The organism is Microbacterium sp. DT81.1 (assembly GCF_049844955.1).
In the GTDB taxonomy this organism is placed as follows: Bacteria; Actinomycetota; Actinomycetes; order Actinomycetales; family Microbacteriaceae; genus Microbacterium.
The window spans coordinates 228577-253224 of the sequence record NZ_JBNCMA010000007.1; the positions used below are offsets into that span (position 1 = coordinate 228577).

Sequence of the window (24648 nt, forward strand, 5' to 3'; positions counted from 1 at the left end):
GCCGACTCGCGGCTCGGCCGGCGGGTTGGGTCACGAGTTGATATCGATGGCCCAGCGAGGTGAGGACGTTTCGGGCGGCGATGATAGAAATGTAAGCGCTTGCATAAATGCGAGCAGAGGAACGGCTGCAATGGCGCCCCCGGTGCCGCGACGGCTGCACTCATTCCCACACGTGAGGAAGGCAACACCGATGAAGGTGAACAGGAGCGGCGCGCTCGCACTCGGCGCGCTCGTGACAGGAAGCATGCTGGTACTCGCCGGCTGCGCCGGCGGCGGCGAGAGCGGGGACACCCCCTCGTCCGCACCCGAGATGGCTGGAGAGTTGACCGTCTGGGTCGACCAGAACCGCGCGGATGCGCTGAAGGACGTCGTCGCGACGTTCGAGGAGGAGACCGGCGTCGACGTGACGCTCGTGGTGAAGGACAACGCGAAGATCGCCGCTGACTTCACGGCTCAGGTGCCGACCGGCAAGGGTCCCGACATCACGATCGCCGCCCACGATGCGCTCGGCCAGTTCGTTCAGGACGGCCTCGTGGCACCGATCGAGATCGGCGACAAGGCAGGCGACTTCCTCGACGTCGCCATCTCGGCCTTCACCTATGACGACAAGGTCTACGGTCTGCCGTACGCGATCGAGAACATCGCGCTGATGCGCAACACCGCTCTCGCCAGCGAAGCCCCGGCGACGTTCGATGACATGATCGCGGCGGGCGCCGCGGCGGGAACGAAGTACCCCTTCGTCGTCGGACTGAACCCGGAGAACGCCGATCCGTATCACCTCTACGGATTCCAGACCTCGTTCGGCAACTCGGTCTTCGCGCAGAACGAGGACGGGACCTACGACGGTTCGCAGCTCACGATCGGCGACGAGGCCGGCCTCGCGTACGCGAATTGGCTCGGTCAGCAGGGTGCCGCAGGCACGGTGAACCTCAACCTGACGCAGGATCTCTCGAAAGAGGCCTTCAACTCGGGTGAGACGCCGTTCATCATCACCGGACCGTGGAACGTTGCCGACGCGCAGGCCAAGGGCATCGAGGTCGCGATCGACCCGATCCCGACCGCGGGTGGCGAGGTCGCCGCGCCGTTCGTGGGCGTGCAGGGCTTCTATCTCAGCGCGAAGTCGGAGAACACGCTCGCCGCGAATGAGTTCCTCGTGAACTACATGGCGCGCGAAGACGTGCAGACCGCCCTCTACGAGGTGGGAGATCGTCCCCCAGCGCTGAAGGCCGCCTACGAGGCAGCGCAGTCCGATCCCATCACCAAGGGCTTCGGTGACGTCGGAGCCAACGGCGCCCCGCAGCCGAGCATCCCCGAGATGGGCAGCGTGTGGGAGGCGTGGGGTGTCGCTGAAGCCGCGATCATCAAGGGCGCCGACCCGGCGGCCACGTGGACGAAGATGACCGAGGACATCCAGGCCAAGATCGACGGTTAGTCGGTCGGTGCGGGGCGACGCCTGTACGGGCGCCGCCCCGCCCTCTACTCTCTCAACCACCAGGGCACAGCCCGAGACAGGAGCCGACCATGACCGGGCCCACGCTCGAGGAAGAACGCGTGGCGGGAACCCCTGCCGACAAGGCGATCCAGCGCAGACAGAGGCGCGCGGCCGCATACGCGGAGGCTGCCGGTGCGGGCTGGAAGGTCTGGCTGGTCAAGATCGCGTCGCTCGCGATCATCGATGCCCTCGCCGTCTACGGCATCTTCGTGCTGATCGCGCAGGACAACTGGCTGATGCCGCTCATCATCGCGATCGTCGTGATCGCGGTGAATCTCGTCTACCTGACGCCGGGACTGCTTCCCGCGAAGTACCTCACCCCCGGCATCCTGTTCCTGCTGGTCTTCCAGATCTTCCTGATCATCTACACCGTCTACGTCTCCTTCACGAACTACGGGTCCGGGCACAACTCGTCCAAGGATGACGCGGTCAATGCGCTGCTGCTGCAGTCGCAGACCCGCGTGGAGGATTCCGCTGCCTATCCCGTCAAGATCCTCGAGCAGAGCGGCGGCTTCTACCTTCTGGCGACCGACGAGGAGGGAGAGGCGCTGCTCGGCGGAGCAGACCAGCCTCTCGCCGAGGTCGATGACGCTCAGTTCGAGGGTGAGCAGGCGGTCGGCGTCGACGGCTACACCACGCTCGACTTCGCGGGCATCCTGGCCAACCAGGATGCCATCGCCTCTCTCGCCGTCCCGCTCACCGACGACCCGAACGACGGCTTCCTTCGCACGACCGACGGCTCGACCGCGTACGTCTTCACCTCGACGCTCGCGTGGGACCCCGTCGCCGACACGATGACCGACACGGAGACGGGAACCGTCTACAGCGACATCGGCACGGGCGCATTCACGGCGGAGGACGGCACAGAACTGCTGCCGGGCTGGCAGGTGGCGGTCGGCGCAGACAACTACATCGCCGCGTTCACCGAACCGTCGATCCGCGGCCCGTTCCTCTATGTGCTCGTCTGGACATTCGTCTTCGCCATCCTGTCCGTGGTGACCACGTTCGCGCTCGGGCTCTTCCTCGCGATCGTCTTCAATGATCCACGGATGAAGAGCAAGCGCTTCTATCGAGTGATCGTCATCCTGCCCTACGCGTTCCCCGGCTTCCTGACGGCGCTGGTCTGGGCGGGAATGTTCAATCAGGACTTCGGCATCATCAACCAGTGGTTCTTCGGCGGCGCCGCCATACCGTGGCTGCAGGATCCGTGGTTGGCGAAGATCGCGATCCTCACCGTCAACCTCTGGCTCGGCTTCCCGTACATGTTCCTCGTGTGCACCGGAGCGATCCAGTCCATCCCCGAAGACATCCAGGAGGCGGCGAAGGTCGACGGTGCGGGGGTGTGGGGCATCTTCCGATACATCAAGTTCCCGTTGCTCCTTGTCTCGGTTGCCCCCTTGTTGATCTCGTCGTTCGCGTTCAACTTCAACAACTTCGTGCTGATCTACTTCCTGACCCAGGGCGGCCCGCGTTTCCCCAACGCCTCCATCAACGTCGGTCAGACCGACATCCTGATCTCGATGGTGTACAAGGTGGCGTTCGTCGGCGCCGAGCGCGACTATGGGCTCGCCAGCGCGTTCTCGGTGATCATCTTCCTTCTCGTCGGAACCATCTCGTGGATCGCGTTCCGACAGACCAAGGCCCTCGAGGAGTTGAACTGACATGAGCGCAGAACAATCCGCCGGCACCGCTCCGGAGATGCTCGCCGTCGACTACGCGGCAGTCCTCGAGAAAGCCCCGAAGGAAGCGAAGCTTCCCCGTCGGCCATTCTCGAAGTACTTTCGCGAGACCGGATGGCGGCACATCGTCGGCATCGCCGTGCTGCTGTTCGCCGTCTTCCCGCTCGTATACGTCCTCTCGGCCTCCCTCAATCCCGGGGGCACGCTCCTCACCGCGAATTCGCTCTTCTCCAACATCAGCTTCGAGAGCTACTTCGCGCTGTTCCAGGACCCGAACTACCCCTACGCGGCGTGGTGGGTGAACACGCTCATCGTCGGCCTCGCCACGGCCGTCGGGACGGTGTTCCTCTGCGCCCTCGCCGCGTATGCGTTCTCCCGCATGCGGTTCACGGGACGGCGTTTCGGACTGCTCACTCTGCTTCTCGTGCAGATGTTCCCCCAGCTGCTGGCCTTCGTCGCGATCTTCCTGCTGATGTCGGCCATCTCCGACGTGTTCCCGGCGCTCGGCCTGAACTCGCTCATCGGCCTGATCATGGTGTACCTCGGTGGGGCGCTCGGGGTGAACACGTATCTGATGTACGGGTTCTTCAACACCGTGCCGGCCTCGATCGACGAGGCGGCAAAGATCGACGGTGCCGGACACGCGCGCATCTTCTTCACGATCATCCTGCGCCTGGTCGCGCCGATCCTCGCCGTCATCGGCCTGCTCGCCTTCACCGTAGCGTTCGGCGAGTACGTGATCGCCTCGGTGGTCCTGATCGACGTCGACAAGCAGACGCTTTCCGTCGGGCTCTTCCAGTTCGTCTCCAACGCGCAATCGAAGAACTGGAGCGTCTTCGCCGCGGGGGCAGTCGTGGCGGCGATCCTTCCTATGGCGGTGTTCCTCTCGCTGCAGAGATTCATCGTCGGCGGGCTCACGGCCGGCAGCGTGAAGTAGACGGGGCATGCGCGGCAGGTTCGAACGCTTCGACGCGCTGAGCGCCGGTCTCGCCGATGGTGTGCGGCAGCGTGAGGGACTCTTCGGCCTCATGCTTCTGGGATCGGCATCCGATGAGGCCGCCGACCGGCGCGACGAGTGGTCCGATCACGACTTCTTCGCGCTCATCGAGAGCGGTCGCGGCGACGAACTCCGCCCCGACCTGAGCTGGCTGCCCGACCAGGACCAGCTTGTCCTGACCGCGAGGGAGGGCGAGATCGGGTTCGTCGCCGTCTACGACGACGGGCACGTCTTCGAGTTCGCATTCTCGGATGTCGAAGAGCTGGCGGGGGCGGTCGCGGGGGAGGCCACGGTGGTGCTGGATGACGACGCGGGCTCGGTTGCGGGTCTCCTGGCTCGCGCCCGCGCGCGTGCCGCGGCAGCCGATTCATTCGATCCCGCCAACGACGCGAGCCTCGTGCTCGTCAAGCTCCTGATCGGTGTCGGGCGCGTGCGCAGAGGCGAGGTGCTGGGCGGCGGGCAGTTCGTGCGGGGTGCGGCCGTGCAGCACCTCGTGCGTGCCATCCGGGGGCGCTTCTCGGAGCGCTCCACAACCCTCCGCGACACGATCGACCCTCTGCGGCGCTTCGAGCGCGACTTTCCGGAGTGGGGAGGCCGGATCGCCGCGCTGCTCGACGCACCCGTCGAAGACGCGGCCCACGGACTGTTCGACTTCGCCCGCGAGATCCTCGAGCCCGGCTGGCCGGAGTTCCCGAGTCGGGCCGCCGATGCCGTCGCGGCGCGTCTGTGCTGGCGTCAAGCCCGACCCTAGGCCTCACCTCGCGCGCGCGACCGCCCAGCGGAACGCGTTGTGCAGCACGTAGCCGCCCGAGCCGTCGCCGAACGGCTCCGCGGCGGCGGTCACCACGGCTTTCAGCTCGTCGATCGTCTCCTCGTCCTCGCCGAGCAGGATGCCGCGGACGAGGGTGTCCTCATCGGCTGCGTGCCATGGCGCGTCGACGATGCCCGCCGCCACCAGCTCGAGCGACGCGGCGCGCAGGGCCGCCTCGAGTCCTCCGGCCGACCGGAGCGGTCCGTCTGGCCGCGGCTCGTCCTCGAGTGCGGAGGCCACGGCGGCCTCGATCACGTCGACATCATTGCGGGCGCCCTCCGCCCAGTTCGAGACGGCGATCAGCCCACCAGGGCCGACTACGCGGGCGAACTCATGAAGGGCGTCCGTGGTGTCCGCGGCGAACTGCAGGGCGTTGACGGCGGTCACCACCTCGAAGACTCCGTCGTCGAAGGGAAGCGATTCGGCGCCCGCCACCACGACCTCGACTCCGGTGCGCCGGGCGAGCCCGACCATCGCGGGTGCGGGATCGGCGCCGACGGCCGAGGCTCCAGTATCGCGCAGCAGTGCGAGGAACTCCCCGCTGCCGCATCCGACGTCGAGCACTCGCGTGCCGGGCCCGATATCAGCCGCATCCATCAGCGCGCGCCGCGCGGGACCCGCGAAGTCGCCCCACAGCTCGGCCCATCCGGCCGCGACATCCGACCAGCCCGATTCATCGGCACCATCCACCATCCCGCCAGCGTAGCGACGCCCACCGGGTCCTCCACAGGCGGTAGGCACGCGGTCCCGACGTACTGGATACTGAGTTCCATGTCAGCGTTGACCACCATCGGGTTGCCCGTAGCCCTCGGAATCATCATGTTCGGCCTGGGGCTCAGCCTCACGATCGCGGACTTCGCGCGCGTCCTCAAGCAGCCGAAGGCAGTGCTCATCGCCCTGGTCTGTCAGCTGCTCGTGCTGCCCGCCATCTGCTTCGGCCTGGTGCTCGCCTTCCAGCTCCCGCCCGTGCTCGCGGTCGGCATGATGATGCTGGCCGCCTCACCCGGCGGAACGACGGCGAACCTCTACAGCCACCTCTTCCGGGGCGACATCGCCCTCAACATCTCCCTGACCGCCGTCAACTCCGTGATCGCCGTGATCACGCTGCCGCTCATCACCAACTTCGCCATCTGGTACTTCGAGCCCTTCGACGACCAGCTCGGTATGCAATGGGCCAAAGCCGCCGAGGTGTTCGCGATCGTGCTGCTGCCGGTCGCGCTCGGCATGCTCGTCCGCCGGCTGTGGCCGCGGTTCGCAGATCGGATGGACAAGCCGGTGCGCATCATCTCGGTCTTCGTCCTCGTCATCGTCATCGTCGGGGCGGTGGCGTCGAACTGGGCGCTGCTGCTGGACAACTTCGCACGCCTCGCCCTCATCACGATCGTGTTCTGCCTGATCAGCCTCGCGATCGGATACTTCGTGCCTCGCTGGCTCGGGATCGGGACCCGCCAGGCGATCGCGACGTCGTTCGAGATCGGCATCCACAACGCGACCCTGGCCATCGTCATCGCGCAGACCGTGCTCGGCTCCGTGGAGCTCAGCCTGCCGGCAGCCGTCTACGGCGTGCTGATGTTCTTCATCGCCTTCGGGTTCGGTTTCCTGATCCGCGAACGCAGAAGAGCGGATGCCGGCGCCGCCGCCGAGGCAGAGCCCGAGGCGTCCGCGCGTTCGTAGACTGGCACGCACCGTTCTTAGACTGGCAATGAGGTGATGCCCATGCGTCCGCTGACCGAGACCGAGTTGCGCGCGTCCTTTGTGAACGCCGATCCCGACGAGCTGCGACTGGCCGCACTGCCGCCCGACTTCCTGCTGACCGACTGGGATCACCTGGACTTCTTCGCGTGGCGAGACCCGCGCACGCGCAGCCGCGGCTACATCGTCACCGAACGTGACGGGCGACCGACCGGCGTCGTGTTGCGAGCGGCGGAAGGCACCTCGCGCGCGCGATCCGCACTCTGCAACATCTGCCACACCATGCAGCCGGCCGACCAGGTGGCGCTCTTCACCGCGCGCCGTGCACGGCCGGCGGGAGAGGCGGGTGACAGCATCGGCACGTACATCTGCGCAGACCTCTCGTGTCACGAGAACGTGCGTCTGGCGTTCCCGCTCGCACCGAACGAGGTGCGGGGGAGCGTCGACCGGCGCATCGATGGCGCACGGCAGCGCTCTGAGGCGTTCGTCGAGAAGGTTCTGGAAGGGGCTGCCGTATGACCGAGCAAGGGCGGGTTGTCGTCGTCGGCGATGCCCTCATCGACGAACTGCGCGATGACCGAGGGGTCCGCGAGTTCGTCGGCGGCGCCGCACTCAATGTCGCGGTCGGTCTCGGCCGGCTGGGGGTGCCGACCTCGCTGATCGCGATGGTGGGAGAGGACGAGGACGGCGCTCACATCCGCGCATACCTCGGCGACTTCGAGGTCGAACTGATCGCCACTGCGTCCCCTCGCGGCACATCACGGGCGGTGAGCGTGCGCTCGCGAGCCGGTGAGCCGGAGTATGTGTTCAACGAGGCGGCCAAATCCCGCCGCATCCGGTTCGGCGATGCGGAGCGCTCGGCCATCGCGGTCGCGCCGTACGTGGTGATCAGCTGCTTCCCCTTCGACGATGTGGCGCAGACGCTCGAGCTGGCCGACGCGGTGCGCGGAGCGGCCCTCGTCATCGACCCGAATCCGCGGTCCGGCTTGCTGACCGACCGCGCGGAGTTCGTGCGCGGGTTCGAGCAGCTCGTGGCGGATGCGGCCCTGATCAAGGTCGGCGACGACGACGCCCAGCTGCTGTACGGGGTGGAGCTCGACGAGCTGCGCGCCCGGCTGATCGATCTCGGCGCGTCGGCCGTGCTCGCCACCCACGGGGCGGCGGGGGCCACGCTGGAGGCGGCCGATGTGCTCGTCACGCGCCCGGTATCGACGCTGCCTGGCGCGATCGTCGACACGATGGGTGCGGGCGATGCGACGCTCGCCGCGGCGGTGGCGTTGCTGGTCGCCGACAGACCGCAGGACGAGGATGCCTGGGCCTTGGCGCTGGAGCGGGCGATGGATGTCGCGGCCGCGACCTGCCGCTTCGAGGGTGCCCTGCTCCGCCTGCCATCGGCTCTGCTCGACGTCGATCTGGAGTCGCTGGGCACTTAGTTCCGCGCTGTCGATTCGCGTTCTGGCGGCGTTCACCGCCGGAGCGTGTGCAGATTGGGCAGCGCCGCGTTCCGCCTTCCGGCGCCGATTTCGGTACCCCCGGTTCACGGAGTAATATGGCTTCTCGCGCCTCCGATCGTCTGGAAAAGTCGGGCGGGTGCGCACTGGCGAGTTACCCAAGCGGCCAAAGGGATCTGACTGTAAATCAGACTGCTCAGCATTCGGGGGTTCGAATCCCTCACTCGCCACCATTGTCCTGGGCCGCGACAGAGAGGTCATCTGAGTCGCGACCTAGGTTGTGACATTTTCTATGAGAGCCCGGCCATCGGCCGGGCTCTCGTCGTTGGTGCGCCGCTGTTCGCGTCCAGGCTCGATCCAGCGGGATTGGGGCGCCGCAGTCTCTTCGGGTCGCACCTCTTCCGCCCCGAGGAGCGCAAAGCGCCCCAAACCCCGCCCCCGACTCGGGAGAACCCCGCCCCAGACTCGGGAGAACCGAGACCCTGCCGTTAGGGGACGGAGAACTCCTCGTCGCTGAGCAGCATGACCACGCCGCGATCGGCGAAGTTGCCGATGTCGGCGACCGCCGCCTGGCCCTCTGGTGAACCGAATCCGGCGAGTGCATCGTCCTTGGACTCGAACAGGACCTCGCCGAGAAGATAGAACTCCGGTGTGGATCCGTCGATGGAGTCTATGTGGCCCGCGGTGAGGCGGATGGCGCCTGGTATCCGACTGGCGATGGGGACGTGCGTGCTGCGGTAGTACTCGTCGAACGCCGCGGGATCGGTGGGCTGCCGGTAGGCGACGGTGATGCGATAGGCCATGAGTCACTTCCTCGTGCTCAGAATCGTGGCTGGATCTTCCCACGCTGTGCCGAGGGGCACAAGACGAGTCGTCGCGCGCACGCGGGCGCCGCCCAGGCACTCGGCGGAGTCGCTTCGCGCCGCTTCCCGGATGGGGGAGGCGACACGAAGCGACCGAGGCAGCGGTCGACGACTACGCGGCCGACCAGCCGCCGTCCGAGGCGAGGATCACGCCGTTCACGTTGACGCCGTCATCGCTCAGCAGGAACGTGATGGATGCCGCGAGGGCATCGGGCTCGACGGGATCCGGCATCACCGACATGCCGACGCGTACGCGCTCGGCGCCGAGCGCCGAGGCGAAGTTCGCCTCGATGTTCGTGATGGTGGGTCCGGGCGCCACCGCGTTCACGCGGATGCCCGAGGGTCCGTACATGAAGGCGCTGCTCTTCGTGAGCCCGGCCACCGCATGCTTCGACGCCGTGTAGGCCGCGCCGGCGGCGGAGCCGCGGAGCGCCGCCTCCGAAGCGGTGTTGACGATGGAGCCGCCGCCCTGGGCGAGCATCGTGGGGATGACGGCGCGCATGAGCTTCATGGTGCCCGTCACGTTGATCCGGAACACGCGGTCCCACACGGCATCCGTCACATCGCCGACGGGCGTCATGTCGTCCATGATCCCGGCGATGTTGGCGAGGGCGTCGACGGTGTCGCCCGCGGCCGAGACGATCTCGGCGATCGACGCGTCATCCGTGATGTCGCCCACGACCGGCACGACGTCAGCGCCGGCGTGCTCTGCGCGGAACTCGTCGAGGCGCTCCTGCGAGATGTCCACCGCGATGACGCGACCGCCTTCGCGTGCGATCCGGGATGCCGTCGCGCGGCCGATGCCGGATCCGGCTCCCGTCACGATCACGGTCTGCCCGGTGAAGCGGCCCGAGTCGATGCGCTCTTTCCACTCGCGCAGGGGCACGCTGGCGGTGGCGGCGGCGTCATCCGCGTCGACGACGGACTCGGCCTCGACACCGGCGGGCACTTCGCCCGCGGCCGCGCGGCGCACGAGTTCGTCGAGTGTCTCCTGGCTGAACGCGCCCTTGCTCATGCCGACGAGCCGCTTGATCGCGAGGCGCCTCACCGGGCGGAACACGTCGGCCGACTGGCCGCCCTGGGCCAGCATGTCTCGCAGGATCGGACCGCCCACCGGGTCGGCGAGCCAGTTCGCGATGGAGGTGTCGCCGGTGAGGCGCTGTGTATTGATGGTGGTCATTCGGGTCTCCCTTTCTACCGGACAGCAATGTCCGGTAATACGATACATCAGTGGACAGCGATCAGCCCAAAGCAAACCGAGGACCGAGCGCGGGCCCCGAGAATCGCCGCGCCATCATCGCCGCAGCGCGCGAGGTCTTCGCCGAAGAGGGGATGCGCGCGCCGCTGAACGCCGTGGCACGCCGGGCGGGCGTGGGGCAGGGCAGCCTCTACCGGCACTTCCCCGATCGGCTGGCGCTCGCCGTCGCGGTCTTCGACGAGAACATCAACGAACTCGAGGCGCTCGTCGGAGCCGAGCGCTCTGTCGATGACCTCTTCCTCAGCATCTCGGAGCAGGCGATGGCCTCGACGGCGCTCATCGAGATCATGACGGAGAACCAGCACGACGAACGGGCGGTCGCCCTGGCCGGGCGGGTGCGCGCGATCGTCGTGGCGCTCGTGGCCGGCGATCACGAGGCGGGTCGCATCGGCGGGGGCGCGACCGTCGACGACGTGCTGGTCGCCATCACGATGCTGGCCTACGCGGTGGCCTATACCCCCGAGCCTGCGCGCCCCCAGATCATCGAACGGGCTCGGCGGATGTTCCACGCCGCCTTCACGGCGCTGACCGCATGAGGATGCCGGCTGGGTAGCCTGTCGGGATGGAGTGGACAGCCACCGGAACCCTCACCGCACGGCCCGCGCTGGCGCATCCGGAGCTGCTCGCTGTACCCGTGACCGCCGCGCTGGGGGTCCTCGACCCCGCGCTCGCGGCATCCGTGGGAGTGGCCCCGATCGATCCGAACGTGGCGGACACCGCGGCGTTCTGCGAGCGCTACGGAATCTCGATGGATGCCTCGGCGAACTGCGTCGTGGTCAAGGGGAAGCGGGGCGGCGACGTGCGCTATGCAGCCTGCATGGTGCTCGCCTCGACAAGGGCGGACGTCAACGGCCTCGTGCGCCGTCACCTGGATGTGCGCTCGGCATCGTTCGCGCCGATGGACGAAGCCGTCGCCCTGACCGGGATGGAGTATGGCGGCATCACGCCGATCGGCCTGCCGGCCGACTGGCCGATCCTCGTGGATGCTGCGGTCGCGGCTTCCCGGGAGGTCGTGATCGGCGGCGGGGTGCGGGCGAGCAAGCTCTTCCTCCCCGGATCCGTCCTCGCAGCCCTGCCGGGCGCGCAGGTGATCGAGGCGCTGGGCCGCTCGGTCGGCTGATCCCTCCACAGGAACCCCGGCGCCACGGGTATCCACAGGGCACGGGGACCCTGTTCTCGGCCATCGGGCGCGTGTCAGGATGAGCACGCGGGGCATCCCGCCGCGAGAGAGGACCACGATGACCGCGCCCGGCCACGAACTGCGTCCCCAGCAACCGGCAGCAGCCGCGAAGGGCCGCCCGACCCTCATGCGCGGCGCCGTCTGGATCGCGATCGGCGCCCTGATCGCCGCGGCCATCGTCTGCGTGATCTGGGTGCTCGTGGGCTCCCAGAACGACATCGTCGGCAGGGCGTTCCTGACGATCCTGCTTCTGGCGGGGTTCGCGTGTGCCGCGCTGTACGACTCGCAGGTCGCTCCGCGTCGGCCGGACTGGTACGTCATCGCCAGCATGGTCGCGTGGGTCATCGCGCTGCTCGCCGGTGCGCTCAAGATCTGGATGCCGTACTACAGCACCTACAACGATTTCGACATGTACGGGTGGGACAACGGCGTCACCCGGTTCTTCGAGTTCCTGGCGATCGTCGTGATCCTTCGTCTGGCGCTTCTGCACGTGCGCCTCTACCTGAAGGCGCATTCGCGCTACGTCACGACGTTCACCACCGTGGTGACCATGGTGACGATCGCCCTGGTCGGCATCCTCGTCGTGATGCTGCTCGTCCCTCTGTTCTTCCCGCGCGAGATCGACTACGCGGAGTTCTACTGGAGAGTCGTGGTGGCCCTGGCCATCCTCGCGGCCGTCGGCACCGCGCTGGTGCCGCTGATCAACGCCCTGAGTGCGCCGAAGAAGCCCGCGGCGCCCAAGGCTTCGCCGTTCCACTACCCCGCTCCGACCCAGCAGTGGCCGACGTACGCGGACGGCATGACCCCGTTGCCGGTGATGCCCGACGGGACGCCCGACTGGAACGCCTACTACACGGGGTATCCGACCTACGCGCCTCCGCCCGCCGCGGCATCGGCGTATCCGGCGGGGCTGCCTTCTGCAGCCGCGCACCCGGCACCCTCTCACCCGGCACCCTCTCACCCGGCACCGGCGCACCCGGCACCGGCGCATCCGGCACCCGCGCCCTCCGCGGCGGTGCCCCCGTCATCCGCCCCGCAGACCGCGCCGGCGCAGGGCGAGTACCCGCCGCCCCCGCCCCTGCCCCCGCGGCCGCCGCTGCCCTGACGGCCGCTCGGCCGACCCGTTCGGCCGGCCCGTCAGCCGTCGCGATCGTCGCCCAGGATCTCCAGGGCGGCCATGGCGGCGTTGTGCCCCCCGATGCCGCTCACCGCGCCGCCTCGCCGCGCGGCCGATCCGCACATCAGCACCCGCTCACGGCCCGAGGCGACGCCCCACCGGGCCGCCGGGTCGTCGAGGATGTCGGCCGAATCGACCCACGGCCACGAAAGGGGGCCGTGGAAGATGTCGCCGCCGGTCATGCCGAGCGAGTGCTCGAGGTCGAGCGTCGTGCGTCCCTCGATGCAGGGGGAGCCGTCGGGCGCCTCGTACAGCAGCGGGGACAGAGGCTCGGCCAGCACCGACTCCAGCGAATGCTGCGCGGCCGCCAGCAGGGCATCACGCACCTGGTCGGGGTCGCCCTCGGCCGCGATGGCGTGGGGCACGTGCAAGCCGAACAGGGTCAGGGTCTGGGCTCCGGACGCCTGGAGATCGGGGCCGAGGATCGACGGATCCGTCAGGGAGTGGCAGTACACCTCGGCAGGGAGGGGCCGCGGGATGCCGCCGGCAGCGGCCTGCGCGTGAGCCGACTCCAGCTGCGTCAGCGTCTCGTTGATGTGGAAGGTGCCGGCGAATGCGGTCTCCGGCGACACGTCTGCATCGTGCAGTAGGGGCAGCCGACGGAGCAGCATGTTGACCTTGAATTGAGCTCCGGACGGGCGCTCGGCATCCGTAGGCGGCGCCCCACCTGCCCGCAGAAGTTCGGCCAGCACGGCGGGGCCGACTCCGCTCAGCACCAGCCGTCCCCGAACCGTCGCCGGAGCGGGACCGGCCGTTCGGACCTCGCCATCCGGCGAGACCTGAGTGACGGGGGAGTCGGTGCGCAGCTCCGCACCGGCCGAGCGCGCCGCGCGTTCGAGCTCGGCCGACACGCGACCCATGCCGCCGACCGGCACGTCCCAGTCCCCGGTGCCCCCGCCGATCACGTGGTAGAGGAAGCAGCGGTTCTGTCGCAGGCTCGACTCGTCGGCGCTCGCGAACGTGCCGATGAGACCGTCGGTCATCACGATGCCCCGGGCGATGTCCGACTCGAGCGTACGCCGTACGAGGGCGCCGAGCGGGCGCTCAATGACCGACTCCCAGACCTCTTCGTCACCCAGGCGTGCACGAGCCTGCGCCCTGGTCGGCAGAGGCTCGGTGAGCGTTGGGAACAGCGCACGGGCCAGCGGCGCCAGGCGGTCGTAGAAGCCGGCGAAGCGCCCGGCTTCTGCGTCGTCGCCCGTCACGCGGGCGAACGAGCGTGCCGTCGCCTCGGCATCCTGAGTGTCCACGAGGATGCCGCGCGACGGATCTGCCGGATCCGGCGTGTAGGAGGAGTACCGCCGCCGGCGCAGCTGGATGCCGAGCCCGAGATCGTCGATGATGCGGCGCGGGAGCAGGCTCACGAGGTAGGAGTAGCGCGAGAGGTTTGCGTCGACGCCACGCCACGGGCGCGCCGAGACGGCGGCCCCGCCGAGGTGGCCGAGGCGCTCGAGCACGACGACAGATCTGCCGGCCGAAGCCAGATATGCCGCCGCCACCAGCGCGTTGTGGCCACCGCCGACGATCACGACGTCGTGGGTGAAGCCCGCGCCGGTGCTGGAAACCATGACTTCACGGTACCCGGCTAGCGTTGAGCCATGACCCGCGAAGCAGACCTCCTCGAGCTGGCCACCGACATCGCCCTCGAGGCCGGTGCTCTCGCGAAGCGACGGCGCGCGGAGGGCGTCTCCATCGCGGCCACGAAGTCTGCGATCGCCGACATCGTCACCGATGCCGACCGCGAGGTCGAGGCGCTGATCCGCGCCCGGCTCGCCGCCGCTCGACCCGACGACGGCTTCCTGGGGGAGGAGTCGGGCGCCGAAGAAGGAGCATCCGGCATCACATGGGTCGTCGACCCGATCGATGGGACGGTCAACTACGCCTACGGCATCCCGGCCTACGCGGTCAGCATCGCCGCGGTCGAGGGTCCACCCCACCCGCAGACGTGGACGGCGCTCGCAGGCGCGGTTTTCGCCCCGGCGATGGGGGAGCTGTTCGCGGCATCGCGAGGCGATGGCGCGTGGCTCGGCGATGAGCGCCTGCACGTGAACGATGAAGCACCAGCGGGCGCGCTGCTGGCCACGGGGTTCGGGTACGACCCCGCCACCCACGATGGCGACCTCGCACGGGTTCGCCGCGTGATGCCCGTCGCGCGCGACCTGAGGCGCATCGGCGCCGCATCCCTCGACCTCGCCTATGTCGCTGCCGGACGCCTCGACGGCTACTTCGAGCGCGGCCTGAATCCCTGGGATCACGCGGCCGGTGCCCTCCTCGTGATCGAAGCGGGTGGACGGGTCGGCGGCTATCGTGGAGCGGCCGCCGGATCGGCGATGACCATAGCGGCCGGGGATGCCGTGTACCGGGCCATCGAGGAGATCATCGAAGGGTGACGCCGGGTCGCGCGTCGCACGGCACCCGGTTTCATTGCATATTGAGACGGCGCGCCCAAGGGCCTTACATGGCATTCCCAGGTGCTCCCCTGTAGTGTTTACCGTATCGTTACATCGCCTCCCCCCCGATTGGCGACGTAGCTCCCCCCGACGGCCGATTGCCGCACCCGAAGCGGCACGACACGAGAGTTCCCTGCGCGTTGCCCCTTGACACACCCATGGCCGAGCCCGCGCCCACGCGGCGTTCGACCAGAGACAGAGCGATGCCCACGGCTCCTCCGATCGGCGGTGACTCGACCTCCCGCTCGGGGCTGCGCAAGCGATCGACCGGGACCGTGCCCACCGTCCAGGCCGGTTGGAACCGCCCGGCTGAGACGCCTCCTGTCCCCGCCCCTCGAGTGATCGTCGAGGCAGCAACTCCGGCTCTCGCCCTCGCCGCTCCCGTCACCCGGCGCAGCAGCCGTGCCCAGGCGTTCACCGCGCCGAGCGCGCAGGCCGCCGCTCCGATCGTCGAGCCCGTCCGCGAAGCCGTTCACGAAGCCGCCGACGAGTTCGAGCTGCGCGAGCCGGAGGTCCTGCCCGAGCCCGAAGTCCTGGTCGAGACGGCCGCCGAAGCGGAGATCGACGAGTTCGCCCACGCCGCCAAGCTCTTCAGCTTCACCGGCGAGACGCGCGTCATCCCGCCCGTCGAGGCAGAGGTGGCTCCTCCCGTCGCGGCCCCCTCCGCGCCCCGCGTCGCCCCGACCAGCGCGCGCAATCGAGGCGCCTCGTTCCGACGCATTGCGACCGCATCGTTCTCCGTGGGCGTCATGGGCATCGTCGGGCTCCTCACGGTCGGCATGACCACGCCGGCCCAGGCCGTCGCCGCGGCTCGCTCGACGGTCGACGGCACGATGTCGATCGCCCCTTCACAGAACCCGACGCAGGTCTCCAAGGAGACCGAGGAGATCCAGGCCTACGTTGCGCCAGCCGAGGTTGCCAACGCCGAGCTCGACCGCACGGAGGGATACTCCGCCGTGTCTCTGGCCGAGATCGCGGCCGAGTCCGGTATCAACTACACGTCATCGGTCTTCACCAACGACCAGAACTCGCCTATCCAGTGGCCCTTCGCGGTCGGAGTCGGTCTCAGCAGCGGCTTCGGACAGCGGTGGGGCCGGATGCACGAGGGTCTGGACTTCACCCCCGGCGAGGGAGCTCCCATCCAGGCGATCGCCGACGGCACCGTGCGCATCGCGACCGAGTCGGGCGGCGCCTACGGAGTGACGGTCTACATCGACCACGTCATCGACGGGCAGCTCATCACGAGCCACTACGCCCACATGCAGTACGGGTCGCTCGAGGTCTCGGAGGGTGAGCAGGTCACCGTCGGAACGATCGTCGGGCACACCGGGAATACGGGGCGTTCCTACGGCGCGCACCTGCACTTCGAGCTGCTCGTGAACGGAACGACCCCGATCGATCCGCTCCCGTGGCTGCGGGCGCACGCGGGCGGCTGATGAGGTCCGTCTCGGTTTCTTGAGTACCGCCCCGCGGTGGTATTCTCTTGTGGTTGCCCGCTTGCGGGTGCGCCCCGATAGCTCAGTGGTAGAGCACTTCCATGGTAAGGAAGGGGTCGTCAGTTCAATCCTGACTCGGGGCTCGGACATCCTTCATCGGATGCCGCGCGGCAGGGTAGCTCAGTTGGTGAGAGCGCACGACTCATAATCGTGAGGTCGCGGGTTCAAGCCCCGCTCCTGCTACAACGAAACCTCGGTTGACCAGGATTTCTTGTCCCACACTAAGGGACAGAGATTCGATGCGTCCAACGTTTATTCAACACTTATCGCTGCGCTGCCGCGCGTTGGTGGCCCGCACAGAACAGGTGCTCGGGCCAGTTCGACCGACCTGGGTCGACCTGGCTTACCTCCTAGGTATGAACCGCGAACAGCTCTCCGGGCTGGGCCTGGAGCCGATGCTGACCACCAGCGAGCTCGCCGAATACCTCGGCGTGCACGTGCAGGCGATCTACGATCTGCGCGCGGACGGCCGTGGTCCGGCCGGCATCCGCGTCGGACGGGAACTGCGCTACCGCATCTCGGACGTGAAGAAGTGGCTGAACCGCCTGCATGAGCCGGAACCGCAGCGGGTTCCCATTGGAGGCGAGCTTTGATGGCCGGACGTCCACGTCTATCGATTGGGACGTTCGGTGACATCACGATCACCAAGATCGCTGGTGACCGCTTCCGGGCGACAACCCGCTTTCGTGACTGGGATGGAAAGGCCCGTCAGGTTGTCGCGACCGGGGCTAGCGGCAACGCGGCTAAGGGCGCGCTGAAACGGAAGCTTGCCGAGCGGATGCGCGGTGAGGACATGAGCGGCAGCCTCTCCGCCGACTCCCCGTTCACCGATCTGGCCGAGGCCTGGCTCGCGGATCTGCGCCTGGACACCGACCGGTCGGAGGGCACCAAAGAGGTCTATGAGCGGGAACTGCGCAGCCTCGTTCTGCCCACCTTCCAGCACTACACCGTCCGAGAAGTGACCGTCGGCCGGGTCGAGCGATTCCTTAAGGAGCAGCGGACCAGGTCCTTCGCGCGGGCGAAGCACTCACGCACGATCCTGAGCATGGTCATGGGCTTCGCGGTTCGGCGGGAGCTGGTTCCCCGCAATCCCGTGAAGGAGACTTCCCGGAAGAAGACGCCGAAGCGAACCCCAAAGGCCCTCACGCGGGCGCAGATCCAGGCCATTCGGACCGCCGCTCGGGACTGGCGGATGGAGAAGGGGTCCCTAGGACCTCACCCGGACGGTCAGGTCCGCGACCTCATCGAGGTGATGCTCGGCACGGCCATGCGGATCGGCGAGGCGCTGGCACTGCGCAAGTGCGACGCGGACATGGCCGCGAACCCCCCGACCGTAACGGTGTCGGGCACCGTCGTCGTACGCCAAGGAATCGGTGTGCTGCGGCAGCCGACTCCCAAAACCGACGAATCAAATCGGGTCGTCGCCGTACCACCGTTCGCGGCCGCGATCATTCGGCGGCGGTTGGCTCTCCTTGGCACAGAGACGGAGGAGCACTTGCTTTTCTTCACCAGGAACGGCACACCCCTCGCGCCGCACAATGTGCGTCGCACCTTCCGGCAGATCCTCCAGCTGGCGGGACTCGAGGGAGCCGATATCACCCCTCATGCGTTCCGCCGAACCGGCGCGACGCTGCTCGCCAACGAAGTGAACATCGAGACGGCCGCCGCCGTACTCGGCCACACCTCCGTGGCCACGACCCGCGAGCACTACGCCGAACCTGATCGGACGGTGGACCCCGTGCCCGCTCAGATACTTCAGCGACTGGCGCCCGAGCCCTAGCTCCGGACTTCATGGCGGGACCCGGCCAGTCGATAACCTACTTGAGGGCGGTCAACAAGACGACCGATCGCGGCGTACCGTGGCGGCCACTCCAAGGGGCCGAATGGGACGTGGTTTGCGCCAGGTGAGTAGGCCGCAGGCGCCTCGCGGACTCCCTCAGAGGCGATGCCTGCGGACAGACTAATCCGGGCGTCGGGCGCGCGTGCGCGCCGTCGCCTCTGCGATCTTCATAGCTCCCACCAAGGGTGCCAGTGGCCCGTGTGTTCCCGCCCGGATGGACAGGTGCTGGATGACCTGCGGGTGCACCAGGCTCTCCACTCGTGCGCGGACGCCTCTCACCAGGCTTTCCATGGGAACCTCGAGCGGACCGCCGATGACGACGTCTTGGGCCTGCAGGGCCGCCACGATGGGAGCGAGGGCAGTGCCGACGGCCTCGCCGGCGTCGTGCATGGCGCGAGCGCTGGCGGTGTCTCCCGAGGCCAGGAGGCGGGCCAAGTCGGACTCCTCGAGCCGTCCGTGGACCGGTTCGAGGGCGCGCAAGATTGCCGGCACGGATGCCAGCGTCTCCAGGCATCCGCGGTTTCCACATCCGCAGAGCTGACCATCCGCCTTGACGACGAGGTGACCGATCTCGCCGGCCTGGCCTCCGTACCCGCGAACCAGTGCGCCGCCTATGACGACGCCTGCCCCGACGCCGGTGCTGACTTTCACGAATACTGTGGTCTTCTCGTGGTCGCCGGCTTCCGCGATGGCTCCGGCATTCGCGTCGTTCTCGATCGCGGTCGGCACTCCGAATTCCGCTCGCAGGCGTCCGGCGACATCGAGACCGTGCCAACTCGTGAGGAAGGGCGTGGGAACCACCCGTCCGTCAGCCTTGCTCACAGGCTGCGGAACGATGGCGCTGATGGCGAGCAAAGGGCGGCTGTCGCTGGGGTCTGCGAGAAGTCGTGTCGCTAGAGCCATGGCGGTCGAGAGTGCCTGGCTTGGATCGGAGTCGACTTCGGTCGATATCCATTCATGCGCGGTGAGGTCGGTAGCGTCTGGACACACGGCGACCGCGATGTGGTGGTGCCCGAGATCTATCCCGCAGACCAGTCCCGGCGGTGCAGAAAGAATCAGGTGGGCGGGTTGGCGGCCTCTTGCATGCGAACTGCGTGGGTGCGTCTCCAGAAGTGTGCCCTCTGCTAAGAGCTCATTGACGGCCGCGGTGATGGTCGCTCGGGACAAGGCGGTGCGGTCGATCAGGTGCAACCGAGTCGCCGGTCCACGGTCGGCGATGGCATCGACGATGGCTTGTCTCGAGCGCCGGCTTACTCGGCCAGGCTCGCTGGATCCGTCTGGGCTCACCGACAGTGGCGACCTAGCATCACTCATGCGTCCGCGGCACCTTCCGTCTAGATCGGCCCGCTGGGCCTAAGACAAAGTATCAGCCGGTCAATTTGCCCAGAATTGGCGTTATCAAACCGTTATACAAGTTATCTTTTGCTCAGAGTTGGGCAGAGTGCATGATCGACTGCAGACACTGCTGCGGCGCTGGACGTCCGACTCGCTCTCCCGGCTGCGCTCGGGCGGGAGGTCGAACCTAGCCAGCAGAGCCGGCGCGTCGACACGATCGGCCTGCGCCGTCGTATCCGTCTCCCGTTCAACGAAGAAGGCAGAGCAAGATGATTCCTCGATTCTCCCTGCGGGCGGGTGTCGCGTCGGCGCTGGCGCTTGCGTTGGCATTCGGCGCCGTTTCGCCCGTGTCGGCGGATGACGCCGACCTCGCGCGTGTGGGGACGGTCACGGCATCGTCCACGCAAGCCGACAGCGACGGAACCTACCCGGCGACGAATGCGATTGACGGGAACGCGACGACCCGCTGGGCGAGCGCGAAAGGGCCCGACGCGGTCGAGGAGTTCACGGCGACCCTGACATCGGAGTTGGCCGACCCGTCGATCATTTCGCGGGTTGATCTCGCGTGGGAAGCGGCGTACGCGGTGTCGTATGAGGTCCAGGTGTCGGCGAGTGCGGCGGTGCCGACATGGCGCACCGTGCACGCGGAGACGGCAGGTGATGGTGGCCTGGATCGGATCGTGCTTTCGCAGCCGACGTCGGCCTCAGCTATCCGTGTGGTGATGAGCGAGCGTGCGCCGGTGGACTGGGAGCCGGGCTCGTCGCACTGGTACGGGTACTCGCTGTACAGCTTCGAGGTCTACGGCACGCCGGCGCCGGATGTGCCGCCGGCCGGGGCCGGTGCGGTGGAGGTGCTCGAAGAGTTCGGTGCCGGAGCGCCCGCGGACTACTTCTCCTGGTCCAGCGCGCCGGGTCTGCAGCCGCAGCTCTCCACGACCGTCGACGACTCCGTGCCCTCCTCTGAGGAGGGCAACTCGGTGTTGGTCGCGTCGGTGGCGGGGGATATCGGGGCCAACGACTACTTCGGGTTCACCAATGACACGGGTGCCCAGGACTGGTCGGAGTGGGACGGGTTCCAGTTCTGGTTCCTGGGCTCGGGCTCAGGCCGCTCCTTTTCGTACGAGCTGAAGAACGCCGGGCAACTGTTCGACGGGACCGTGGTCGATGACACGGCAGGGTGGCGCCTGGTTCCCGTGCTGTTCGCCGACTTGCGGGTGAAGGGCGACCCGACGTCGCCGGTGCGATTCGATCCCCGCGCGTCGACAGGGTTCGCGGTGACGCTGACGGGCCTGGGAGCCGGCACGTTCGGGTTCGACCGGTTCGCACTCTTCGAACGCGCCACCACCCTGGACGACTTCGAGGGAGACCTGCCGATCGGGTCTCGTTCGAACCCGGTGGGGTACTTCCCGTGGTTCTCCGACGGCGCCATGGTTACCCTCGGCACTGAGGTTCAGAGTCGCGGCGGTGATGAGGAGAACCGGGTACTGTCCGGTTCGGCATCCATCCCCTCCGACGGTTACGGCGGGTTCAGCGACAACCTGGCCGCCGCGCAGGATTGGAGCTCGTACCGCGGTCTCCGGTTCTGGTGGTACGCATCGCAGGCCAGCAACCCGGCCTCACCCACCGCCGGCGACCTGGTCACCGTCGAGGTGAAGGACGGCGGGTCGGACGGGGAGCGTACGGAGCGGTGGACTGCCACGTTCCGGGACAACTGGGGCAGCTCCACATCGCGGTGGAAGCTGGTCGAGCTGCCGTTCACCGAGTTCTCCCTCGCGGACTACCAGCCCGGATCCGGCGACACCCGCAACGGCACCCTCGACCTCACGACCGCGTGGGGATTCGGGCTCACCCTGCCCACCGGAAAGCCCTCCGCCGTGCGGTTCGCGATCGACGACGTGCAGCTCTACGGCACCCCTGCGGTCGCAGCCGACTACGCGGTCACCACCGATCAGGAGGTCTACCTCGTCGACCCAGGAGACACGGCATCGATCGCCCTGACCGTGACGACCGCGACCGGGCAGCCGCTTCCCGCGGATGTCACCGTGAACTACACGACCGGGGCGGGCGCGACCGCCGTCGCCGGCGAGCACTACGCCGACTTCGCCGGGTCCATCACGTTCCCGGCCGGTGCCGCATCCGGCACCTCCCAGCCGATCACGGTGCAGACCCTCCCGGTGGCGGGTGGGGACGAGGCGCGGAGCATCCCGATCGCTCTCACCGCCCCGGGAGCGCAGTTGCCGGAGGAGCAGCCGCGGGTCGTGATCAACGCCCACGACCTGCCCTACCTCGACCCCGCGCTTGCGACCGCGGAGCGGGTCGAGGACCTGCTGTCGCGGATGACGCTTCCGCAGAAGGCCGGGCAGATGGCGCAGGCCGAACGGCTCGGCCTGGAAAGCCCGCAGCAGATCGCCGGACTCGGCCTGGGGTCGATCCTCTCCGGCGGCGGCAGCGTCCCGGAAGGGAACACCCCGCAGGCGTGGGCCGACATGATCGACGGGTTCCAGCGGCAGGCGCTGTCCACCGGGCTGCAGATCCCTCTCCTCTACGGAGTCGATGCCGTGCACGGGCACAGCAACCTGCTCGGCGCGACGATCTTCCCGCACAACATCGGGCTCGGCGCGACCCGCGACCCTGCCCTCGTCCAGCGCATCGCGGAGGCGACCGCCGCGGAGACCCGCGCGACCGGAGTGAACTGGACCTTCGCGCCGTGCCTGTGCATCACCCGCGACGAACGCTGGGGACGCTCATACGAGTCTTTCGGCGAGGACCCTGAGCTGGTGAAGTCCTTCGCGGCCGCGAACACCGTCGGCCTGCAAGGCGCCGACCCAGGCAAGAGCGACGCAGACGAGGTGCTCGCCACGGCGAAGCACTGGGCCGGCGATGGCGGAACCCGCTATGACCCGTCGCTGATCGGGGACGGGTATCCCATCGACCGGGGCGTCACGCACTCCCCCTCCCTCGAGGAATTCTCCCGGCTTTTCATCGACCCCTACATTCCAGCGATCGACGCGGGTGTCGGCTCGATCATGCCCTCGTACTCGAGTGTGGACCTCGGCGACGGCCCAGTGCAGATGCACGAGCACACGCAGCTGAACACCCAGGTGCTGAAACAAGACCTGGGATTCGATGGATTCCTGATCAGCGACTGGGAGGGCATCGACCAACTCCCGGGGAGCGACTACGCCGACAAGGTGCGCAGGTCGGTCAATTCCGGGATGGACATGGGGATGGCTCCGTACAACTTCACCGAGCTCATCACATCCATCACTTCGGGAGTTGAGGCCGGCACGATCGAGGTAAGCCGGGTGGATGACGCCGTCCGCCGCATCCTCAGCCAGAAGTTCGAGCTCGGTCTGTTCGAGCGGCCCTTTTCAGACCGGTCTCTGCAGGCCACCATCGGGTCAGCCGAGCACCGGGCGGTCGCCCGCCAGGCAGTCGCGCAATCGCAGGTACTGCTGAAGAACGATTCCACGCTCCCGCTGGCCAAGCAGGGCTCGTTCTATGTCGCCGGCTCCAATGCGGACGATCTCGGGCACCAGATGGGCGGCTGGTCGATCTCCTGGCAGGGAAGTTCCGGCGACACCACCACGGGCACCACCATTCTCGAGGGGATCCGCAGCGCCGCGCCCGGTGCGAACATCACCTACAGTGAGGACGCCTCGGCCCCCATGAGCGGTTCCGACACCGGGATCGTCGTCGTGGGCGAGTCGCCCTACGCGGAAGGCGTCGGGGACGTGGGGAACAACGGCAACAGCCTCGAACTGGATGCCGCCGACCAGACCGCGATCGACAAGGTGTGCGGCGCAATGAAATGCGTCGTGCTGGTCGTATCGGGGCGGCCACAGATCATCACCGATCAGCTCGCCGACATCGACGCCCTCATCGCATCCTTCCTACCCGGCAGCGAAGGAGGAGGCGTCGCGGACGTGTTGTTCGGAGACGAGCCCTTCACCGGCAAGCTCCCCGTGTCGTGGCCGCGTTCAGCCGATCAGGTTCCGATCAACATCGGTGACGCCGTCTATGACCCGCTGTTCGCGTATGGCTGGGGGCTGGAAGCCGACAATGCTGCGAACTAAAGATGCGGGGGCAACCCCCTCGACCGCGACGGCTCGCGGGGGCTAACATCCCGCTGCAAAACTTCCCAATGAGCAACCCAAATGCCGCAGAGCGAACGCGAGCCCAGGAGGTGCAAGATGCAATTGATCAGTGGGGTGCATCACGCGGGGCAGGTCTTGGACCTCTTCACCAAGGGCGATTGGGAATGGGGCGCAGCTGATGTCGGGAGACGTCTTGCGATGTCGCGAGCGCACGCCCATCGATTGCTTTCCACGCTGGCCGAAATCGGTCTGTTGGATCGTGTCGAGTCCAGTGGACGTTTTCGCCTGAGTTGGACGTGGTTCCATTACGGCGGAGTCATTCGCGCCACGGACCCGCTCATTGCGTCGAGTGTTCCCATCTTGCGCCAAATCCGGGCGAGATACGGGTTGGAGACAATGCTGGCCGTCTGGCGCGGTGGCGCCATGCACGGCTTCTCTCCCGATGCGACACAAACGGCGGTTCACCGCCAGCGCTCCGTCTGTATCGCTCTCAGCGTCGTCCTGATCGCGGGCCTGGCAGAGGATGAACTCGCGACGCACCTCGCATCCGATCCGAACGCTGCGTGGTTTCCCCCGCCCGCAGAGCTCAACGAGATGATCCGGGAAGTCCGCGAGGGCGGCTTACTCGCTCGCCCCGAGCCAGGGGATGTCGATGGGGGATGGCTGGCCACGCCGATCATGGACGACGACAGGATCGTCGCCGCCCTGGGCGTGTACACCCGCAACGCTCGCTGCTCCGATGGGGAGAGCGCGGCAACGGCATTGAAGAAGGCAGCCGCGGCGCTGACCACGTCGTTGCATCGCGACCGGCCTAGCGCGGCCTAGCCCCC

General features: G+C 67.8%; 21 protein-coding genes and 3 tRNA genes. 19 read left to right on the forward strand and 5 right to left on the reverse strand.

The annotated features are described in order from the left end of the window. Window positions 1–190: 190 nt before the first annotated feature. The 4 genes from ACLQ2Q_RS18875 to ACLQ2Q_RS18890 all read left to right on the forward strand — a co-directional run bounded on the left by ACLQ2Q_RS18875 (window position 191) and on the right by ACLQ2Q_RS18890 (window position 4919). The gene (locus tag ACLQ2Q_RS18875; RefSeq protein WP_425822754.1) at window positions 191–1432 is read left to right on the forward strand and encodes a sugar ABC transporter substrate-binding protein; all 1242 of its coding nucleotides are present in this window, start codon (window positions 191–193) and stop codon (window positions 1430–1432) included. 89 nt (window positions 1433–1521) lie between these two features. Continuing rightward, window positions 1522–3153, forward strand: coding sequence for an ABC transporter permease subunit (locus ACLQ2Q_RS18880; protein WP_425822757.1), 1632 nt, complete (start codon window positions 1522–1524; stop codon window positions 3151–3153). 37 nt (window positions 3154–3190) lie between these two features. Then, the gene (locus ACLQ2Q_RS18885; RefSeq protein ID WP_425822892.1) at window positions 3191–4108 is read left to right on the forward strand and encodes a sugar ABC transporter permease; all 918 of its coding nucleotides are present in this window, start codon (window positions 3191–3193) and stop codon (window positions 4106–4108) included. A gap of 7 nt (window positions 4109–4115) precedes the next feature. After that, window positions 4116–4919 carry a hypothetical protein gene (locus ACLQ2Q_RS18890; protein WP_425822759.1) on the forward strand — a complete coding sequence of 268 codons (804 nt, stop codon included), beginning with the start codon at window positions 4116–4118 and terminating at the stop codon, window positions 4917–4919. A 3-nt stretch (window positions 4920–4922) separates the two neighbouring features. On the opposite strand, the gene ACLQ2Q_RS18895 is transcribed toward ACLQ2Q_RS18890, so the two are convergent. Next, the gene (locus ACLQ2Q_RS18895) at window positions 4923–5672 is read right to left on the reverse strand and encodes a class I SAM-dependent methyltransferase (protein WP_425822761.1); all 750 of its coding nucleotides are present in this window, start codon (window positions 5670–5672) and stop codon (window positions 4923–4925) included. A 78-nt stretch (window positions 5673–5750) separates the two neighbouring features. Here ACLQ2Q_RS18895 and ACLQ2Q_RS18900 point away from each other — a divergent pair, with 78 nt between their 5' ends. From ACLQ2Q_RS18900 to ACLQ2Q_RS18915, 4 genes are all read left to right on the forward strand, one after another. Then, on the forward strand, window positions 5751–6653 hold the full coding sequence (locus ACLQ2Q_RS18900) for a bile acid:sodium symporter family protein (RefSeq protein WP_425822763.1): 903 nt from the start codon (window positions 5751–5753) through the stop codon (window positions 6651–6653). Window positions 6654–6695: 42 nt separating this feature from the next. Beyond that, window positions 6696–7190 carry an FBP domain-containing protein gene (locus ACLQ2Q_RS18905; protein ID WP_425822894.1) on the forward strand — a complete coding sequence of 165 codons (495 nt, stop codon included), beginning with the start codon at window positions 6696–6698 and terminating at the stop codon, window positions 7188–7190. Beyond that, complete coding sequence (locus ACLQ2Q_RS18910) at window positions 7187–8104, forward strand: PfkB family carbohydrate kinase (RefSeq protein ID WP_425822765.1); 918 nt, start codon at window positions 7187–7189, stop codon at window positions 8102–8104. The genes ACLQ2Q_RS18905 and ACLQ2Q_RS18910 overlap by 4 nt, the downstream gene beginning before the upstream one ends. A gap of 166 nt (window positions 8105–8270) precedes the next feature. Next, window positions 8271–8355: transfer RNA gene (locus ACLQ2Q_RS18915), tRNA-Tyr, on the forward strand. A gap of 255 nt (window positions 8356–8610) precedes the next feature. Here ACLQ2Q_RS18915 and ACLQ2Q_RS18920 read toward each other — a convergent pair. Then, window positions 8611–8925, reverse strand: coding sequence for an EthD family reductase (locus ACLQ2Q_RS18920; RefSeq protein WP_425822767.1), 315 nt, complete (start codon window positions 8923–8925; stop codon window positions 8611–8613). A gap of 172 nt (window positions 8926–9097) precedes the next feature. Further along, a complete protein-coding gene (locus ACLQ2Q_RS18925; RefSeq protein WP_425822769.1) occupies window positions 9098–10165 on the reverse strand; it encodes an SDR family NAD(P)-dependent oxidoreductase in 1068 nt (355 codons plus the stop codon). A gap of 50 nt (window positions 10166–10215) precedes the next feature. On the opposite strand from ACLQ2Q_RS18925, the gene ACLQ2Q_RS18930 reads away from it, so the two are divergent. From ACLQ2Q_RS18930 to ACLQ2Q_RS18940, 3 genes are all read left to right on the forward strand, one after another. Next, window positions 10216–10779 (forward strand): TetR/AcrR family transcriptional regulator, encoded by a 564-nt coding sequence (locus tag ACLQ2Q_RS18930; RefSeq protein ID WP_425822771.1) that lies wholly within the window; start codon window positions 10216–10218, stop codon window positions 10777–10779. A gap of 26 nt (window positions 10780–10805) precedes the next feature. After that, entirely contained in the window at window positions 10806–11363 is a 558-nt protein-coding gene (locus tag ACLQ2Q_RS18935; RefSeq protein WP_425822773.1) for a YbaK/EbsC family protein, read from the forward strand. Between the two features lie 118 nt (window positions 11364–11481). Then, window positions 11482–12528: a hypothetical protein gene (locus ACLQ2Q_RS18940; protein ID WP_425822775.1), complete on the forward strand. Its 1047-nt coding sequence runs from the start codon at window positions 11482–11484 to the stop codon at window positions 12526–12528. A gap of 32 nt (window positions 12529–12560) precedes the next feature. On the opposite strand, the gene ACLQ2Q_RS18945 is transcribed toward ACLQ2Q_RS18940, so the two are convergent. Next, window positions 12561–14168 carry a phytoene desaturase family protein gene (locus ACLQ2Q_RS18945; protein WP_425822777.1) on the reverse strand — a complete coding sequence of 536 codons (1608 nt, stop codon included), beginning with the start codon at window positions 14166–14168 and terminating at the stop codon, window positions 12561–12563. 30 nt (window positions 14169–14198) lie between these two features. On the opposite strand from ACLQ2Q_RS18945, the gene ACLQ2Q_RS18950 reads away from it, so the two are divergent. From ACLQ2Q_RS18950 to ACLQ2Q_RS18975, 6 genes are all read left to right on the forward strand, one after another. Continuing rightward, the gene (locus ACLQ2Q_RS18950) at window positions 14199–14990 is read left to right on the forward strand and encodes an inositol monophosphatase family protein (protein WP_425822779.1); all 792 of its coding nucleotides are present in this window, start codon (window positions 14199–14201) and stop codon (window positions 14988–14990) included. A 263-nt stretch (window positions 14991–15253) separates the two neighbouring features. Continuing rightward, window positions 15254–16486: a M23 family metallopeptidase gene (locus ACLQ2Q_RS18955; RefSeq protein WP_425822781.1), complete on the forward strand. Its 1233-nt coding sequence runs from the start codon at window positions 15254–15256 to the stop codon at window positions 16484–16486. A 71-nt stretch (window positions 16487–16557) separates the two neighbouring features. Then, window positions 16558–16629, forward strand: a tRNA-Thr gene (locus ACLQ2Q_RS18960). A gap of 26 nt (window positions 16630–16655) precedes the next feature. Further along, window positions 16656–16729, forward strand: a tRNA-Met gene (locus ACLQ2Q_RS18965). A 173-nt stretch (window positions 16730–16902) separates the two neighbouring features. Beyond that, a complete protein-coding gene (locus ACLQ2Q_RS18970; RefSeq protein ID WP_425822783.1) occupies window positions 16903–17139 on the forward strand; it encodes a helix-turn-helix domain-containing protein in 237 nt (78 codons plus the stop codon). Window positions 17140–17339: 200 nt separating this feature from the next. Further along, on the forward strand, window positions 17340–18326 hold the full coding sequence (locus tag ACLQ2Q_RS18975; protein WP_425822785.1) for a tyrosine-type recombinase/integrase: 987 nt from the start codon (window positions 17340–17342) through the stop codon (window positions 18324–18326). A gap of 180 nt (window positions 18327–18506) precedes the next feature. Here the strand turns inward: ACLQ2Q_RS18975 and ACLQ2Q_RS18980 are convergent, their stop codons facing one another. Continuing rightward, entirely contained in the window at window positions 18507–19700 is a 1194-nt protein-coding gene (locus ACLQ2Q_RS18980) for an ROK family protein (RefSeq protein WP_425822787.1), read from the reverse strand. Window positions 19701–19990: 290 nt separating this feature from the next. Between ACLQ2Q_RS18980 and ACLQ2Q_RS18985 the strand changes: the two genes are divergently transcribed. Both ACLQ2Q_RS18985 and ACLQ2Q_RS18990 read left to right on the forward strand, forming a co-directional pair. Continuing rightward, window positions 19991–23797, forward strand: a complete 3807-nt coding sequence (locus ACLQ2Q_RS18985) for a glycoside hydrolase family 3 N-terminal domain-containing protein (protein WP_425822789.1) — start codon at window positions 19991–19993, stop codon at window positions 23795–23797. Window positions 23798–23914: 117 nt separating this feature from the next. Further along, window positions 23915–24643, forward strand: coding sequence for a helix-turn-helix domain-containing protein (locus ACLQ2Q_RS18990; RefSeq protein WP_425822791.1), 729 nt, complete (start codon window positions 23915–23917; stop codon window positions 24641–24643). Window positions 24644–24648: the final 5 nt, after the last annotated feature.